This window comes from Novosphingobium sp. NPDC080210, from assembly GCF_050281025.1.
Taxonomy (GTDB): domain Bacteria; phylum Pseudomonadota; class Alphaproteobacteria; order Sphingomonadales; family Sphingomonadaceae; genus Novosphingobium.
The window spans coordinates 137,216-154,552 of record NZ_JBNNWL010000002.1; the positions used below are offsets into that span (position 1 = coordinate 137,216).

The following is a 17,337-nucleotide window of genomic DNA, read 5'->3' on the forward strand; positions in this document are numbered from 1 at the left end:
GGATCAGTGCGCTGCGCCCCATGACGCCCCGGTGCCGATTTCCACGCCCAGCGGCACGGTCAGCTCGATCGAGGGGCGCGCGGCCCCTTCCATCACGCTGCGGATTACCGCGCTGGCTGCCTCTGCATCACTGGCGGGCAGTTCGAACACCAGTTCGTCGTGGACCTGCAGCAGCATCCGCACATGGCCCAGGCCCGCAGCTTCCAGGGCGGGCATCATCCGCACCATCGCGCGCTTGATGATGTCGGCGCAGGTGCCCTGGATCGGCGCGTTGATCGCGGCGCGCTCGCTCCCCTGCCGCTCGGCCTGGTTGGGCGAGCCGATGCGCGGGAACCAGCATTTTCGGCCAAACAGCGTCTCGGAATAGCCGCATTCCCGCACCTGGCCGAGGGTATCGTGGATATAGCGCTGGATGCCGGGGAAGCGCTGGAAATAGAGGTCGATGATCGCCTGCGCTTCTTCGGGCGGAACGCCCAGCCGTGCGGCCAGGCCCCAGCGGCTGATGCCGTAAAGGATCGCGAAGTTCACCGTCTTGGCCCGCCCGCGGGTGTCGCGGTTGACCTCGCCAAACATCTCCTGCGCGGTGCGCGCGTGAATGTCCTCGCCCGCGGCGAAGGCTTCTTTCAGTTCCGGAACGTCAGCCATGTGCGCGGCGAGGCGCAATTCGATCTGGCTATAGTCAGCGGCGAGCAGGACATTGTCCGGCTCCGCCACAAAGGCATCGCGGATCTGGCGGCCCAGCTCGGTGCGGATCGGAATGTTCTGCAGGTTCGGCTCGGTCGAGGAGAGCCGCCCGGTCTGCGCGCCGACCAGCGAGTAACTGGTGTGAACCCGGCCCGTCTGCAAATTGATCGCTTCCTGCAAGGCTTCGGTGTAGGTCGAGCGGAGCTTGGACAGCTGGCGCCATTCCAGCACCTTGGTGGCGATTTCCGCACCTTCCCCGGCCAGACCTTCCAGGATCGCCTGGTCGGTCGAATATTGCCCGGTCTTGCCCTTGCGCCCGCCCTTGTATCCCAGCTTGTCGAACAGGATTTCGCCCAGCTGCTTGGGGCTGCCGATAGTGAAGGGCTGTCCGGCGAGGGCGTGGATCTGCCCTTCCAGCCGGCCAATTTCTTCCGCGAAGGTGGCCGACAGCGCGGCGAGCCGTTCGCGGTCCACCTTGATCCCGTGGCGTTCCATCTGCGCCACGACCGGGACCAGCGGGCGGTCCACCCGCTCGTAAATGCGGGTTGCGGCTTCGTCGGGCAGGCGGGGTTTGAGCAGCCGGTGCAGCCGCCAGGTCACTTCGGCGTCCTCGGCGGCATATTCGGTGGCGCGGTCCAGCGGCACTTCACCGAACGGGATCGCCTTCTTCCCGCTGCCGCAGATGTCCTTGAAGGTCAGCGTGGTGTGCCCAAGGTGGCGGGTGGAAAGCTCGTCCATCCCGTGCCCGCCCCCGATCCCGTCCATGGAGCGTCCGGCATCGAGATCAAAGCTCATCACCATGGTATCGTCGATCGGCGCGACATGGATGCCGTGACGGGCCAGGATATTGAGGTCGTACTTGCAGTTCTGCCCGACCTTCAGCACCGCATCGCTTTCCAGCAGCGGTTTCAGCATGGCCAGGGCGCGGGCCTTGTCCACTTGCATCGGACGTTCGGCGAACATGTCGGTCCCGCCGTGGCCCAGTGGGATATAGCAGGCATCGCCTGGCCCCAGCGCCAGGCTGATCCCCGCCAGGTCCGCGCGCATCGCGTCCAGCGCGCTGGTTTCCGTGTCAAAGGCGACCATGTGCGCCGCCATGGCGCGGTCGATCCAGGCCTGGAGCGCGGCTTCGTCCTGAACGCAGGCATAGAGCGAACGGTCGATGGCGGGCAGGGTGGGAAGCGGCTGGCGGTCGCTGCCGGCCTTTGTTCCAGCGGCTGCCGTAACCGGCTTGGCCGGATTGAGCTGAGTCGGCCGATCCGGGCTGCCCTTGCCGTCGCCCAGCCGCTTGAGCAGCGAGTGAAAGCCATGCTCCGTCAGGAAAGCCGCGAGCGGATCGGGCGGGATCGCGCCCAGCTTGAAATCGTCCAGCGGCATGGGCAGCGGGCAGTCTTCCTTGAGCTGCACCAGCACCCGGCTGAGCCGCGCCATTTCCGCATGTTCGATCAGGCTTTCGCGCAGCTTGGACGGCTTCATCGCGGGCGCGGCGGCAAGCGCGGCCTCCAGGCTGCCATGTTCCTGGATCAGCTTGGTCGCGGTCTTCGGACCGATCCCGCGAATGCCCGGCACGTTATCGACCGAGTCCCCCATCAGCGCCAGCACGTCCCCCACCTTTTCAGGTGGCACACCGAACTTCTCGATCACTTCGGGCACGTCGATCCGCTGGTTCTTCATCGTGTCCAGCATGTCGATGCAGGCTTCCCCGCCGCCTTCGGCCGGCTTGCACTTGCCGACCAGCTGCATCAGGTCCTTGTCCGACGAGACGATGGTGACGTCCCAGCCGCGCTGCGTGGCGGCGCGGGCATAGGAGGCGATCAGGTCGTCGGCTTCCAGCCCGGTTTCCTCGATGCACGGCAGGCTGAAGGCGCGCGTGGCATCGCGGATCAGGGGGAACTGCGGCTTCAGGTCTTCGGGCGGGGGCGGGCGGTTGGCCTTGTACTGATCGTAGATATCGTTGCGGAAGCTGGTGCCCGAGGCATCGAGAATCACGGCCATGTGAGTCGGCCCGTCCGCCTTGTTCAGGTCGTCGGCCAGTTTCCACAGCATCGTGGTATAGCCGTAGACCGCGCCGACCGGCGTGCCCTGCGGATTGGTCAGCGGCGGAAGGCGGTGATAGGCGCGGAAAATATAGGCCGAACCGTCGACCAGATAGAGATGCTGCTTGGGCTCCATGCGCCATTGCCTAGCAGGGTGAAGCGGAGAGGGTAAGGCCCCCGCCGCAGCGCGGTGTGGACTGCCTTTGGCCCGCTGGGGCGCGATGCGACTCGTCGTGTTGTACGCACAGTTCGCTTGCATCGCTGCCAGAACGACACTAAACGACCGGCGAAGTCTACCTCATAGGTAGGCTTTCCGTGCAGCTTTCCGAGCCAACATTGGCAGGGGCGCTGTGCGTGGTCCACACGCTTTTAAGGATTTTGATTCATGCGCAAGATCATTCTCGCTGCTGCCGTTGCCGGTGCTGCTCTCACTCTCTCGGCTTGCTCGAAGGATGCTGACGATGCGGCTGCAACCGCTTCGGATGCTGCCACCGAAGCTGCCACCGACGCCGCTTCGGCTGGCGCTGAAGCTGCCGACGCCGTGAAGGATGCTGCTGCTGAAGCCGCTGCCGCCGCTTCGGGCGCTGCTGACGAAGCTGGCGACGCCGCCGAAGGCGCTGCCAAGGAAGCTGCTGCCGCTGCTGACGAAGCCGCCAAGAAGATGTAATCTTCGCCTTTGGGCAAGGATTGATCGGGGCGCGAAGGGCATTTCCTTCGCGCCCTTTTCTTTTGCCCGCTTGACTCGTTTAATCGCGCGATTAACTCTTCGCTCCAGCCAGGGAAGACTGGCGGGAGAGAGAGCTTGAGCATTTCCTTGTCCGACGGCCTGGCCGCAGCCCTGCAGCGCATTGGCTTGCCTGCGCCCGAGGGGCTGGAGCGGCTTTCCGGCGGGGCCAACATGGAAAGCTGGCGGTTCGTTTCAGGTGGGGAGACCTGTGTTCTGCGCCGTGCCCCTTCGCTGGAAATGATGGCGGGAAGGCCGATGGATCACGCGGGAGAAGCGGCCCTGATCCGAGCGGCGCGTGCTTCCGGCGTGATGGCGCCAGAAGTGCTGGTCGAATTGAACCCCGAAGACGGGATCGGTTCCGGCTATGTCATGCGGGCCATTTCCGGTTCGCCTGATCCCAATGCCTTCTTGGCCGAAGCCGATCCGCCCGTCGCTATCCGCGACATCGCCCGCGAACTGGTTGCCACGCACCGCACCGATTGCACCGGATTGCCCGTGCCGGTGATGGATACGGCAGAAGCGCTGAACGAACTGCGCACGCGGTTCCTGGCTTATGGCGGCGACCGGCCGATCCTCGCCCTGGCGCTGCGCTGGCTGGAAGCCAACATTCCGCCGCCGGTTGCGCCCAGCCTGGTCCACGGCGATTTCCGCCTCGGCAACCTGATGTTCGAACACGGCCGGGTGACTGGCGTGCTCGACTGGGAACTGGCCCATCTGGGCGACTGGCACGAAGACCTCGCCTTCGGCTGCATGACCGTGTGGCGCTTTTCGCGGCCCGACCGGCCCGGTTACGGCCTGACCACGGTCGAGGAACTGGCCGCAGCCTATGAGGAGGCCGGAGGAGGCAAGTTCGATTCCGAACGCTTCCGGTTCTGGACGATCTACCGCACCTTCTGGTGGGCGCTAGGCTGCCTGCAAATGGGCGGGTTCTGGCGGGCCGGGCATGACCGCTCGGTCGAGCGCGTCGTGGTGGCTCGGCGCACTGCGGAGCAGGAACTGGACCTGCTGCTGCTGCTGGAGGACCTTGCGCCTCAGACGGAGCGCGAGCGCCCGCTCCCGCCCGCCCTTCAGCCGATTCAACCCGGTTCGGGCGAACCAAGCGGGGCGGAAATCCTGACAGCCATTTCCGAATGGCTGAATAGCGACATCAAGCCGCTCGTTTCCGGGCGGGGCAAGTTCGACCTGGCCGTGGCGCGCAATGCGCTGGGCATCGTCGCGCGCGAGATCGAGCAGCGCCCCGTCGCTACCGATGCTGCTCTCTCCGCCGACCTGCTGGCGGGCAAGGCCGACCTATCAACCCCCGGCCTGCTGGCGCGCCTGCGCCGCATGGCGCTGGACAAGCTTTCTGCCGACATGCCGAAATACCCCGCCCTCGCTGCGGCGCGGGCCCAATGGGAAGGAAACTGACATGGATTTTGCGCTGCCCCAGGACCTGATTGCCTATCTGGCCGAGCTTGACGATTTCATCGCGCGCGAGATCAAGCCGCTGGAGGAGCAGGACGACAATATCCGCTTCTTCGACCACCGCCGCGAATGGGCCCGCACCGATTTCGAGAACGGGGGGCTGCCGCGCCACGAATGGGAAGCCCTGCTGCGCGAAGCCTCGATCCGCGCGGACAAGGCCGGGCACTGGCGCTTTTCCGCGCCGAAGAAGTACGGCGGCAAAGATGGCTCCAACCTGTGGATGGCCGTGATCCGCGACCGTTTTGCCGCCAAGGGTCTGGGCCTGCACAACGATCTGCAGAACGAACACTCGATCGTCGGCAATTTTCCTTTCGTGGCCATGTTCGAGCATTTCGGCACGCAGGAGCAGCAGGACGAGTTCATCCTGGGCGGCTTTGCCCGCGAGCGGCGCACGGCCTTTGGCCTGACCGAGCCGCACCACGGTTCCGACGCGACCCACATGGAAACCCGCGCGGTACGTGAAACGCGCGATGGCGTTTCGGGCTGGCGGATCGACGGGGAGAAGATGTGGACCACCGGGATGCACGTGGCCACGCACTGTGCAACTTTCGCGCGGACCAGCGGCAAGGACGGCGATGCCAAGGGGATCACCTGCTTCCTGGTGCCCAATCCGACCGAAGGCCTGGTGATCGAGGAATACCTGTGGACCTTCAACATGCCGACCGACCACCCGCGGATCAGCTTCACCAATGTCTGGGTGCCGGATAGCGCAATCCTCGGTCCGGTCGATGGCGGCCTGGCGATTGCCCAGTCCTTCGTCCACCAGAACCGCATCCGCCAGGCGGCCAGCTCGCTGGGCGCGGCGACCTACTGCGTGGAAGAGTCGGTGCGCTATGCCCGTGAACGCAAGCCGTTTGGGCAGGAACTGGCCCGCAACCAGGCGATCCAGTTCCCCTTGGTTGAACTGGCCACGCAGTGCGAAATGCTGCGCACGCTGATCTACAAGACCGCCTGGGAAATGGATCAGATGGAGCACAAGGAGATCGAGCACAAACTGTCCGACAAGATCTCGATGTGCAATTACTACGCCAACCGGCTGGTCTGCGAAGCGGCGGACCGGGCAATGCAGGTCCACGGCGGGATCGGCTATTCGCGGCACAAGCCGTTCGAGCATATCTATCGCCACCACCGCCGCTATCGCATCACCGAGGGGGCGGAAGAAATTCAGATGCGCAAGGTTGGCGCCTACCTGTTCGGCTACCTGGGGCCGCGCAAGGCGCTCTATCAAGGCGGTTGAGGGCGTCAGGCGCGGGCGCCGACTACCCGGCACAGCCGGAGGAGGCGCCCCGACGCTCGCGTGAATGCGGGTGTCGCGCAACCGTTGCAGTATTGTCACAAAGACTGAAATTCGACGCGATCCCATGTCGATGAAGCGGCATGCGGCCGATCTGCACGCTATAGATGCGGCAGATCGGCTTTTGCCGACCAAAAACAACAGGGGTTCGAAAATGCGTTCCACTTACCGTTTCGCGCTGCTTTCCACGCTTTCCGCCTTTGCCGTGGCCATTCCGGCCCAGGCGCAGGAAACGACGGAAGACGACAGCGCCCAGACTATCATCGTCACTGGCACCCGCGCCGCTGCGCGCACGGTTGAGAACTCGCCGGTACCGGTCGACGTCCTCACCGGCGATGCGATCACCGAAGGCGGGCAGGTCGAAACCAACAAGATCCTGAACAAGCTGGTCCCCAGCTTCAACTTCCCGCAGCCGGCAATTGCCGATGGTTCCGATGCGCTGCGTCCTGCCACGCTGCGCGGCCTTGGCCCGGACCAGACCCTGGTCCTGGTCAACGGCAAGCGCCGCCACGTTTCGGCCCTGCTGAACATCAACGGCACGGTCGGACGCGGCTCGGCTGCCGTCGACATGAATGCGATTCCGGCCCTGGCGATCGAGCGAATCGAAGTGCTGCGCGACGGTGCGTCCTCGCAGTATGGTTCCGATGCTATCGCCGGCGTGATCAACGTCCGCCTCAAGACCGCCAGCGAAGGCGGCAAGGCCGTAATCTCCTATGGCAAGTACGACACGACCATTTCGGGCGTGGACAATGTCACCGGACTGGTAACTTCGGGCGGTCAGCCGCAGCGCATTGCCAACGACACCCGCTATTTCCAGGCCACCGTCGATGGTGAGCGCAAGGTCAGCGATGGTGAGAGCTACTCGGTTGCGACCAACGTCGGCCTGCCGTTCTTCGGCGTGCAGGATGGCTACATCAACCTGACGGCGGAATACCGCCATCGCGGTTACACGAACCGCCAGGGTTATGACCTGCGGCCCAACTATATCCGTCCATCTTCGACGACCTGGGACCCGCGCGAGTTGACCTTCAACCGGCTCCAGTTCCGCTTCGGCGATCCCCAGGCTGACGATTTCATCCTGTTCGGCAACATGGCTGCTCCGTTGAGTGAGTCGCTTGAACTGTATGCCTTTGCCAGCTTCAACCAGCGCGATTCCGTCAGCGCGGCAAACTATCGCCAGCAGAGCGCGGCGGCCAACCGCGACTGGTCCGTGCTCACGCCGTCGACCTCGCCCAACGACGCCAACTTCGTGGGCCTGACCCCGGACGGCTTCCTGCCGTTCATTGAATCCGACCTGTCCGACGTGGCAGTGACCACGGGGCTGCGGACCACTTCGGGCGAATGGAACGTCGATGGTTCGCTCTCGCTGGGCCGCAACGCGTTTGACTACCGCGTCGAAAACTCGCTCAACACCAGCTTTGGCCCCGCCAGCCAGCGCAGCTTTGATGCTGGCGGCCTGCGTTATCGCCAGATCATGGCCAACCTGGACGTCAGCCGTGAATTCGATGCCGGCTTCGCCAAGCCGCTGACCCTGGCCTTCGGTGCGGAATACCGCAACGAGCGGTTCCAGATCCGTCCGGGCGAACTGCAGTCCTGGGCGATCGGGCCTTACTTCCGCGCTTCGTTCGCCACCACGTCGGCGAACTGCACCACCGAAGGCGGTGTCTATAACGGGACGACCGGCATCTGCTCGTTCCCGGGCCGCGCCGCCGGTGCCGGTGCGCAGGGCTTCCCGGGCCTTCCGGAAAGCAGCCGTACCGATGCCAAGCGTGACAGCGTGGCCGGTTATGTCGAACTCGATACCGACATTGCCGCCGGGTTCAGCACCACGGTCGCAGCGCGCTATGAGCACTATTCGGACTTTGGTGACACGCTGACTGCGAAGTTCGCGACCCGTTATGAATTCGCTCCGGGCTTCGCAGTGCGCGGCTCGGTTTCGAACGGCTTCCGTGCGCCTTCGCTGCATCAGCAGTACTTCACCACTACCTCGACCAACTTCATCGGCGGCGTGCCGGTGGATATTTCGACCGTTGCGGTGAACAGCCCGGTTGCCCGTGCCCTGGGTTCGAAGGACCTGAAGCCTGAAAAGTCGCTCAACTTCTCGGGCGGGTTCACGGCCAATCCGTTCAGCGGCCTGACCCTGACTGTCGACTACTACAACATCCGCATCAACGACCGGATCGTGCTGACCGAGAACCTCGGCGCAGCGGGTAGCGGCACCACGGCGGTCAACAATGCAGTCAAGGCCGTGCTGGATGCCAACGGCTTCCAGTCGGTCGGCGCGGCTCGCTTCTTCATCAATGGCCTCAACACCCGTACCCAGGGCGTCGATGCCGTGATGAACTGGCGCCTGCCGTTTGAAGGGATCGGCAAGTGGTCGTTCACTGCGGCCTACAACTATAACGATCAGAAGATCCTGAAGTACAAGAACGAGCTGGGTTCGCTTGCCGCGATCCCCAACCTGATCCTGTTCGGCCGGGTGGAATCGATCCGCTTCACCGAAGGTCAGCCGCGTGACAAGGTTGTGCTCAGCCTTGATGGCGATCTGGGCAAGTTCGGCATCACCGCCCGCACCACCCGGTATGGCAAGGTCGTCTCGCCCGGCTCCGCTGCGCCGCTCGGCGCCGATGCCACCAGCCTGACTGCCTATGGTCCGGACGACATCTTCCTGAACGCCAAGTGGATCAGCGATCTGGAACTGCGCTACAAGCCGACCGATGCGATCAGCATCGCGGTGGGTGCGGACAACCTGTTCGACGTCTACCCGGACCGTTCGCCCTGGGGCCTGCGTCCGGCGTCGGTTGGTGGATCCTATCCTGCCAATCAGCAGTACATTCCGTTCTCGATCTTCTCGCCGTTCGGCTTCAACGGGCGCTATCTCTATGCCCGCGTGGGGGTCGATTTCTAATCGCCAAATCCACGATCAAATCCAGCGGGCGCCGGGGAACCGGCGCCCGTTTTGCTTCAGGACCAAGGTTCCAGCACCAAGGGCTCGATCGAAAGATCCCGATCGGTGGGGGCGAGCCACAAGGTAAGGTACTGGCCCGGACAGGCGCCATCGACGTGCAGGCTGGCTTCGAACCTCTCCCCTTCGGGTTGCTGTTCAGCGCGCAGCGGCGTTCCTTCACCAAGCTTGCAGGCCAGCGTGAAGAAAACGGCATTGGCTGCAGCGCCAGAGGGGGACTTCGCAGTCCAGCTCAAGCGGTAACGGCCCGGCGCAAGTGTCAGCATTTGCCATAAGACAGCGCGGCTCGAGGAAGCGGAAACCCGCGCGGTCATTCCGCTTCCAGGCGGCCTGTTCGTTTGAAGCGCGACGTCACCCGCCCCGATGGGGTTCCAGTCGAATGGAGCGGTCCGGAGGATTGTGGCGATCTGGGCAAAACCGGCGTCTGCAATCCCCGCAGAAGAACGCGGGCAATGCACGGCCCAGAGTTCTTTCGCCGCATGAACATCAGCCGCAGCCACCAGACTACCGACCAGGGGAGTGATGGTTTCGCAGCCCAGCCTTGGACCAGGCATGGTTACCAGCACCTCGGACCGGTTGAGCAGAACTGGCGAGGGCAAGTCACTTGCCGCGAATGTGGCCAGCCACGATGGTCGCAGCGCCAGGCGTTTGCCCAGCGCAGCACGGCCTTCTGCGCTCGCTTCGAACCGGGCAAGCAGCATATCGCGGAGCGGAAAGGCCGGATCCTGCCGGAGCAGCGCATCGAGGCGCGTGGCAGCCAGGTGCCAATCACCCATAAGGAGCGCCTGATCGATGAAATAGAGCTGCGTAAGTGGATCGCGCCAACCGAACCGCGCGGCGACGCGAAAGGCACGGTCGGCCAATGCGTGCTCGCCAGAAGATAGCAGGGCTGCCCCCAGCAAGGCGGCGGAGCGGGGGTCGACCGGATCGAACAGCACCGCCTGCCGGGCAGCAGCGATGGCAGGAGCATGGTTTTCCTCCCCTAGCGCCTCTGCGGCTTGGGCGCGGAGGGCGCCTGGGCCGAGGGTGAAGGAAGCGGTCTTTGCCATGGACGGGTGGCGCGCCGCCAGGCGATCAATGCCGCTGGACAGTGCCAGAGCTGAAAAACCCAGCACGCCGGCCCAGACATACAGGCGGCGCCAGACCTTCTGCCCCATCAGGCAGCAGTTCCTCGCCGATCATAACGGTAATAGTCGTATCCCGCGTATTCGGAATAGCGATGACCGGCTTTCGCTGGATCAAACATCGTCAAGACCGCGCCAAGCAGCACGGGGCGCATGGCGCGCAGGCGCCGCAACGAAGCCTTGAGTGAGCCACGGCGGGCCCGTTCGGATTCGATGATAAACACCACGCCATCGGCCAGGGCCGAGATCATGGGTGCGTCGGCCAGGCCCAGGATCGGCGGACTGTCAAAGATCACCACGTCGAATTGCGGGACAAGTTCGCCGATCAGTTCCTGCATTCGGGGCGATGCGATCAGTTCGGTCGGGCTGGGGGGAACCGGACCCGAGGTAATGACGGCCAGATTGTCTTGCCCGGACGGCTGCACCACGCGCTCCAGGCTGTCCTGCCGGGTCAGGAGGGTAGACAGGCCTCGGGCATTGTCCAGTTGCAAGTGCCGGTGAAGCGCGGGACGGCGCAGGTCGACATCGACCAGCAGCACCTTGCGCCCCATTCGCGCAAAGCCGCGGGCCAGTTCGCAACTCGTGGTCGTCTTTCCTTCCGACGGCTGCGAACTGCTGACCAGGATCGTTCTCGGCAGGCCGTCGCTGGTGGAATAGAGCAGCGCGCTGCGCAGGGAATTGTATCCCTCGCTGATCGGAGACTTGGGATCCGCCAGTTCGTCCTTCGGCGATTGCGAGGCGCGGGGGATGACGCCGAGCAGCGGGAGTTGCAGCTTGGTTTCGATATCCTCAGGCACCCGGACGACGTCGTCGAACTGGCTGCGCAGGTACGTTGCGACTGCGGCCAGACCCAGTCCGCCGATCAGGGCCAGGGCCAGGTTCTTGAGCAGATTGGGCGACGACGGCGCGGTGGGCGGGTCGGCTCGATCGATGATCGTGATGTTGCTCGCACTGATTCCGGCCGCCGCGTTCAGCTCCTTGTAGCGTTGCAACAGCCCGTCATAGAGCGCGCGGTTGGTATCCGCCTCGCGCGCCAGCAGATTGTATTGAACCGAGCGGTCCTGTTCGCCCAAGGTAGCCGCCTTCAGCGCGTTCACTTGTTCGCGCAGTTGATTTTCCGCCGCCAGGGCGGCTTCATAATCGGCGCGGGCGGCGCTGCGCAGGTTCAGCGCGGCCTGGTTCAACTGACCGTCGATCACTTTGATCTGCGCCCGCAATTGGCGCACTGCGGGATGCCCTTCGAGGTGGCGGGTGAGTTCATCATCCAGCTTGGCAGACAACTGGGCGCGCTGGGTGAACAGCGATTGTACTGCCGGGTTCTGCATGGCGTCGCGGTCGGCCAGCAGCGGCTTCGCGCTGACGGCCTGGAGCCGAGCCTGGGCCGCAATGCGCTCGGCATGGGCTTCGGATGTTGCGGCATTCAGCTGCATCAGACTGGCTGAGGTGACGCTCGATCCGCCCGAAGCGTTTTCCTCGGCAGAGCCGTTTCCGGTCCCGTCGCGCGGCCGGATCAGGCCAGCGGTGCGGGCATAGGCATTCAGCTTGCGCTCCGAATCCTCAAGCTTCAGCTTCGCATCGCGCAATTGGCCAGACACGAAATTGCGGGCATAGGACGAACTATCATAGCGCTGTTGCAGTGCGGCCTGGATGAATTCCTCGGCAAAGGCATTGGCCACCTGTGCCGAAAGGGCGGGGCTGGTGCTTTCGAAAGTGATCGTGGCAATGCGCGAATTGCGCGGCAGCTTGACCTGCAGGTTTCCGCGCAGCAGGCCCAGCGTCAGTTCGCGCCTGGCAGCTGGAGACATCTCCGCGCCGGGCGCGTCCACTTCCATCTGCTGGTAAAAGGTGGCGTTTCCTTCCAGGCGCAGCCGCCGCATGACCCGTTCGGCCAGGGTACGGCTTTTCAGAACGTCGATCTGGGTTTGCAGGAAACGGTCGGTATCCCAGCCGTTGTTGGCCACCTGGTCCGTCTCTACTTCATTGCCAAGCACGCGCTGCGATTGATCGTTGATCTGGACCGAACTGGTCGCGGCATAACGCTTGGTATCCAGCAAGGTCGCTATCAGGGCGAGTGCCAGAGTGGCGGCCAGGATCGTGCCGATGGGGATCAGGTTTGCCCGAATTGCGGCCAGCAGGTGGCGCAGATCCACGATGGGGCGATCATGCTCGGCAAAATGGTCGTCCTGCCCAGTCTCCGGGATTGCCGCTGCGGGTTCCGGGCGGGATGTATGGAATGGCATCGTCGAGCGCCCCTAGAACTGCGTGAACACGTTGAGCAGCGGGGCTGCCTGCAGAATGTCGCGGTAGCCCCCCTTCAGTGAGGAATAGCCCACGACGACCACGTCGCCGGCCAGGATCTGCGGATCGGGCGATCGTCCGGAGCGAATCGCGGCTAGGTCAAACCGCGCGCCCATCCGCCGGCCTTCAACCATGCGAAAGACGATAACCTCGTCCAGCCGGGCGACATTGGTGGGGCTTTGCGCGCGGGCGATGGCCGAGAGCAGAGTGTCGTCGGGTGTGATCTTGTACACGCCGGGCATCTTCACCTGCCCTTCCACCGCAACCGTCTGTTCGCGGGGCGTCACCAGCGCCACCACGACCTGGGGATTGCGCAGGAAGTCCCGACTCAGCCGCTCGGCAATGACGCGGGACAGCTCAGGAGCGGTCAGACCGGCCGCCAGCACATCGCCCGCCAAAGGCAGCTGGATACGGCCTGCGTCGTCCACCTGGACCTTGTCGTTCGACAATTCCGGTTCCTGGAAAACCTGCACGCTGATCAGGTCGCCGGGACCGATGCGGGTCATCTGCCGTACTGGCGCGGCTTCTTGGGGCGGCACGACAGCATAGGCGGCATCGCCCTGCGCAAGGCCTTCTGAGCGCAAGGTGGACTGGCACGCACAAAGCGCGGCGCAGGCCACGACCAGCACCAGCAGGCGCGGAACACTGTTCACTGTTTACGACTCCCCGAGCGACCAAGGCCTGGCTCTTGCGCCGGGAAAAGCATCCCGGCGGCAACTGCGGCCAAGGCGGCTAATGCCATGGAACGTAAGGGATAATCAACCAGCGAGTGCAGCCAGAGCAGGGACAGGGCTCCGCTGCCGAACAGCACTTGCACCTGCTGCGCGGCGCTTCCCTGGCGCAGTCCGTGCAGCGCTGATCGCACCAGCACTGCGCCGATTGCCAGCAACACGATCAAGGCGGGTAGCCCCCCTTCGATTGCCAGTTCCAGAAAGTCGTTATGCGCCCGGTTCGGGCTGGTGGGATCGAGCACCTCCAGGCGCTCGGCGGCGATCATCACGGGAACGAAAGTGCCCTGTCCGGATCCGGCGGGCCAGTATTGCAGGCCTGCATAGACCGCGTCTCGCCACAGCTCGGGCCGAAACTCCCGCTCCAGCGTGAAGCGGTCCAGCACGGTCGCCACCACGCGCTGTTCGCGCAGCAAGACGAGGGCCATGGCCAGACCCGCGAAGGTCGCGGCAAGGCGGCCAGCCGGCTTGCGCCAGTTCAAGGGCTCGCTGGCCCTCAGGATCAGGAATTGAAACGCGACCAGGGGCAGCACCAGTGCCAGCCCCGTGCGCGATCCTGTGAGGAACAGCCCCACGGCCAGGGTGGCGTTGCCCGCCAGGAGGGTGATCCAATGAACGGCCCTGAACCGGATCAAGGCTGTCGTGGCCAGCATGGCGGTCAGGATCAGGTCGGCGGTGCTGTTGCGGTTGGCCTGAAAGCCGGTGAGCCAATGTTGATCGGGATGAAAGAACCGCAGCGGATTTTCCGCAGTTCCTTGCATTTGAACTGCGCCGACAAGCACGGTCATCAGTCCGGCCAGGGCAGAGACGGCAATCATCCCCCACCGCGCCGAAACATCGAGAGTGCTGGTGATGATCAGCATGGCCAGCGCGGCCACGGCACAGAGCAAGCTCGCCACGGTGCGATGCGGCGAGAGGGAAAGCGGGCGCCAGGTGTCCGCGGCCTGGACCAGATCCAGCGCTACCACTTGCCCGGATCGCCCGCGCAAGTGCTGCCATAGGCTGGGGGGCAGCGGCACGAGCTGGACGAGGTGCAGGGCAATGACCAGGCCTGAAATCCACCACACCGGTCGCGGAACCCGGGCCAGGCCATCCGGGGTCATTGCCACCCATGATCCGAAGACCAATGCTGTCACCAGTTGCAGGATAAGTTCGGAAAGGGGCGCTGGAGATCCCCCGCCTCCGATCAGCAGGGCAAGGCCAAGCAAGACAGCGGCACAAACCGGACCCACTCCACCCCGGGTGGTCATTGTCACTGCCATTGCATTCCCGTTTCGCCCACGCGCCTGCATCGCGCAGATCGCGCACTAGCATCTGAAACTTAATGGAAAAAGGGGATCCTATTCCGACTTGAGTGCCAGGACAGCTGGCACCTGGAGCGATGCCGGCGCGCAGTTGGAGAGCGGCGAAATATCCATCACGATCCTGCGGCGCAGGCTGGTTTCGGGGTGAGTCCTGGTCCTCCGCGCATAGCGGTAGAGGCCGCTGGCCAGATCGGGGCGAAAACCGGCACGGCAGGCCAGAACCGCGCCAAGGGCATCGGCCTCCAATTCCTGGTCCGCGCTGTGTCCGTGGTGACCCAGATAGAAATGCGCGATCTCATGCCCGGCTAGCAGGGCAAATTCGTCCAGCCCAAGCCGCGTGATCGCCGCCGTGGTAAACTGGATCTCCCCACCCAGTTGCCAGGCATTGACCTGGCTTCCCGCCTTTATCGAAAAGCGTGGCATGCATTGGCGGACCTGGCCGTCTGGGTCGTGCGAAGTGCAATCGGGCTTGCCCGTTCCGGCTACTGCTGTCGCTACCTGCAAGTAGTTTTCCCAGCGCGGTGAGCCGGATTCCTGGTAGCGAACATATTCGCTCGCAAGGAAAAGGGCGGCGGTGTCCATCTGCGCATCTCATGTTCGATTCCAGCCCGTGCATGGCTGAAATTGAACAACGCGCGATGATCCTGCGCCTAGGCGGGTTCACCTAGACCGGGAGGCCGGCAGGGCAGGCTGAGCAGGCGGACTCAGCCCGGGCTGTCGCTGGAGCCACCAGCAGCAGCTGCGCCCGCAGCTCCAACCGGCACCGCCACGAGCGGCAGCAAGTTCGATGCGGGAGCGAATGCGGTGGGCGTTTCGGACGGTGGCGGCGCACCGTCGCATTTCTTGCTGCGAAGCACGCTTTTCACGATTGCTTCGGCGGCGCCATTGTCCTTGGCCGAGCCGGTCGTCACGGTGCAGAGGCAGCTGCCGTTAGCATTTTGCAGCCGCGTGATGTTGGCTGTTCCTGCGGCGCCATTGCGGACGAGCTGGACACGGCACGTGCCGCTTGAACCGTTTTTCGCAATTTGCCGGATTGCTGCTCCGTCGGGAGGCAGGACAGTTTTGGAGCGCGTGCCTTCGGCCGATGCAACACCGACACCGAGCAGGGCGAAGCATGCCGCGGCAGCGATGAGTTGCGAGGACACCGATATGAACTCCGTACGACCTTTTTTTTCGCCGTTAGCACAGATTCGGCAAGAGTCCATAAGGATAACAAAAGGATAAGTGGGGGTGTGGCCTAATAGGCTTTGTGATGGATCAGCACTTTCAGCGTGGCGAAGACGATTGCAAGGTCACGCCAGATCGACCACCCGCTGAGATATTCGAGGTCGGAGCTCAGCCGCCTTGCCAGGTCGCTTTCGTGATCGGTTGCGCCGCGCAGTCCGCGCACCTGGGCAAGGCCAGTCAGGCCCGGTTTGAGGGCGTGACGGGTCCAGTATTGATCGTCCACTTCCCAGAACAGCTTTTCCCCGGCCTGCGAGCCCAGTGCGTGCGGACGGGGACCGACAATCGACATTTCCCCCTTCAGCACATTCAGCAGCTGCGGCAGCTCATCAATGCTGGTGCGGCGGATCCAGCGGCCAACCCGCGTCACGCGGCTGTCGCCGTGCCGGGTCGAGGTTTCTCCGTCCGGGTCTTGCCGTGCCACGGCCATCGAACGGAACTTGAACATCATGAAGAACCGGTTGCCCCGGCCGACGCGGCGCTGCGCGAACAGGACAGGACCGCCATCTTCAAGCCGGATGGCCAGGGCAACAAGCAGCAGCAAAGGGGCCAGCGCGATCAGGCCCAGCCCTGCCCCGGCCAGATCGAATGCCCGCTTCATGGCGCGGGCGCGCAGTCCCAGGGGGCCGACGGAAACACGCAGGAAACCCTGCCCCATGGCGATCCGCGCGCCTTGCGCCCCGAGCAGCGAGACGGCCTCGTCAAGCACTTCGCCTTCGATGTTGGCACCGCGCAGGATCGTAGCCCAGGCCAGGCGTCGCTCCGGCGGGCAGCTGATCGTGACGCGGTCGACGTGGCGGAGCAACTGACCAATCCGGTTGAGCGAAACCGGATCGTTCAGTGCCGGCGCGATCCCCAGGTTTGCGGCGTCGACCTGGTATGCATGCGGTGGCTCTACCGGTGGGCCGTCGTCCCGGATGACCAGCTCGTTGATCACCCTCCCGCCGCAACGCGCCGCGACAAAGGAGCGCATCTGCAGCCGCAGGCACAGGATCGCCAGCATGGCCGCGATCAGCCCCGAACCGACCAGAACGCGCGAGAGGCTGGCGCTCGACTTGGTGTAAAAGGCCAGGAACAGGACAGTTGCTAACGCTATGGCCAAGGCGACCACTGCCCGCGTCGCGCCTGCCCAGGCATTCTCCAGCGTGTGCAGGGAATAGGCCCCGTTGTAGAGTGCAATGGTCAGGAAGACCGGCAGGAGCATTTCCGCAATCTCGCGCGACTGGCTTGCCCCGGCTTCGCCCAGGTAGAGCAGGCCGGTCAGCAGGAAACCGGCGAATATCGCGGCAATGTCTGCCAGCAGCAGGGCGAGATAGCATTGCAGGCGGCGCCGTTCGAGCGGCACGACTCCGGGCAGCGCCAGATCGGCGCCGGCCAAAGCGCTACCGGGCAGGAACCCGGTTGTGACATGCCTGTTCATTGCGACTGCGACGCCGTTCTTGCGATCCCGGTCTGTAGGATGACCAAGATTTCCCGTCCGGGCAAGCGG

The 17,337-nt window shown here is 64.2% G+C and carries 12 protein-coding genes; 4 read left to right on the forward strand and 8 right to left on the reverse strand.

From position 1 onward, the window contains the following. Positions 1-3 precede the first annotated feature (3 nt). Positions 4-2,856, reverse strand: a complete 2,853-nt coding sequence (polA, locus tag ACQKOE_RS06540) for a DNA polymerase I (RefSeq protein WP_427512062.1) — start codon at positions 2,854-2,856, stop codon at positions 4-6. Between the two features lie 249 nt (positions 2,857-3,105). Here polA and ACQKOE_RS06545 point away from each other — a divergent pair, with 249 nt between their 5' ends. The 4 genes from ACQKOE_RS06545 (at position 3,106) to ACQKOE_RS06560 (ending at position 9,113) form a co-directional block, all read left to right on the forward strand. After that, a complete protein-coding gene (locus tag ACQKOE_RS06545) occupies positions 3,106-3,387 on the forward strand; it encodes a hypothetical protein (RefSeq protein ID WP_427512063.1) in 282 nt (93 codons plus the stop codon). 135 nt (positions 3,388-3,522) lie between these two features. Continuing rightward, positions 3,523-4,854: a phosphotransferase family protein gene (locus tag ACQKOE_RS06550; RefSeq protein ID WP_427512064.1), complete on the forward strand. Its 1,332-nt coding sequence runs from the start codon at positions 3,523-3,525 to the stop codon at positions 4,852-4,854. Position 4,855: 1 nt separating this feature from the next. Beyond that, positions 4,856-6,148: an acyl-CoA dehydrogenase family protein gene (locus ACQKOE_RS06555; protein ID WP_427512065.1), complete on the forward strand. Its 1,293-nt coding sequence runs from the start codon at positions 4,856-4,858 to the stop codon at positions 6,146-6,148. A 211-nt stretch (positions 6,149-6,359) separates the two neighbouring features. After that, positions 6,360-9,113 carry a TonB-dependent receptor plug domain-containing protein gene (locus ACQKOE_RS06560; protein WP_427512066.1) on the forward strand — a complete coding sequence of 918 codons (2,754 nt, stop codon included), beginning with the start codon at positions 6,360-6,362 and terminating at the stop codon, positions 9,111-9,113. Positions 9,114-9,169: 56 nt separating this feature from the next. Here the strand turns inward: ACQKOE_RS06560 and ACQKOE_RS06565 are convergent, their stop codons facing one another. From ACQKOE_RS06565 to ACQKOE_RS06595, 7 genes are all read right to left on the reverse strand, one after another. Next, positions 9,170-10,327 carry a hypothetical protein gene (locus ACQKOE_RS06565; RefSeq protein WP_427512067.1) on the reverse strand — a complete coding sequence of 386 codons (1,158 nt, stop codon included), beginning with the start codon at positions 10,325-10,327 and terminating at the stop codon, positions 9,170-9,172. Then, positions 10,327-12,534, reverse strand: coding sequence for a GumC family protein (locus ACQKOE_RS06570; protein WP_427512068.1), 2,208 nt, complete (start codon positions 12,532-12,534; stop codon positions 10,327-10,329). The genes ACQKOE_RS06565 and ACQKOE_RS06570 overlap by 1 nt, the downstream gene beginning before the upstream one ends. A gap of 12 nt (positions 12,535-12,546) precedes the next feature. Then, positions 12,547-13,245 (reverse strand): polysaccharide biosynthesis/export family protein, encoded by a 699-nt coding sequence (locus tag ACQKOE_RS06575; protein ID WP_427512069.1) that lies wholly within the window; start codon positions 13,243-13,245, stop codon positions 12,547-12,549. Then, positions 13,242-14,183, reverse strand: a complete 942-nt coding sequence (locus tag ACQKOE_RS06580) for an O-antigen ligase family protein (RefSeq protein ID WP_427512070.1) — start codon at positions 14,181-14,183, stop codon at positions 13,242-13,244. Before ACQKOE_RS06580 ends, ACQKOE_RS06575 begins: the two co-directional genes overlap by 4 nt. 477 nt (positions 14,184-14,660) lie before the next feature. Continuing rightward, a complete protein-coding gene (locus ACQKOE_RS06585) occupies positions 14,661-15,206 on the reverse strand; it encodes a hypothetical protein (RefSeq protein ID WP_427512071.1) in 546 nt (181 codons plus the stop codon). Positions 15,207-15,328: 122 nt separating this feature from the next. Further along, positions 15,329-15,769, reverse strand: coding sequence for a hypothetical protein (locus tag ACQKOE_RS06590; RefSeq protein WP_427512072.1), 441 nt, complete (start codon positions 15,767-15,769; stop codon positions 15,329-15,331). A 92-nt stretch (positions 15,770-15,861) separates the two neighbouring features. Beyond that, the gene (locus ACQKOE_RS06595) at positions 15,862-17,268 is read right to left on the reverse strand and encodes a sugar transferase (RefSeq protein ID WP_427512073.1); all 1,407 of its coding nucleotides are present in this window, start codon (positions 17,266-17,268) and stop codon (positions 15,862-15,864) included. Positions 17,269-17,337 lie beyond the last annotated feature (69 nt).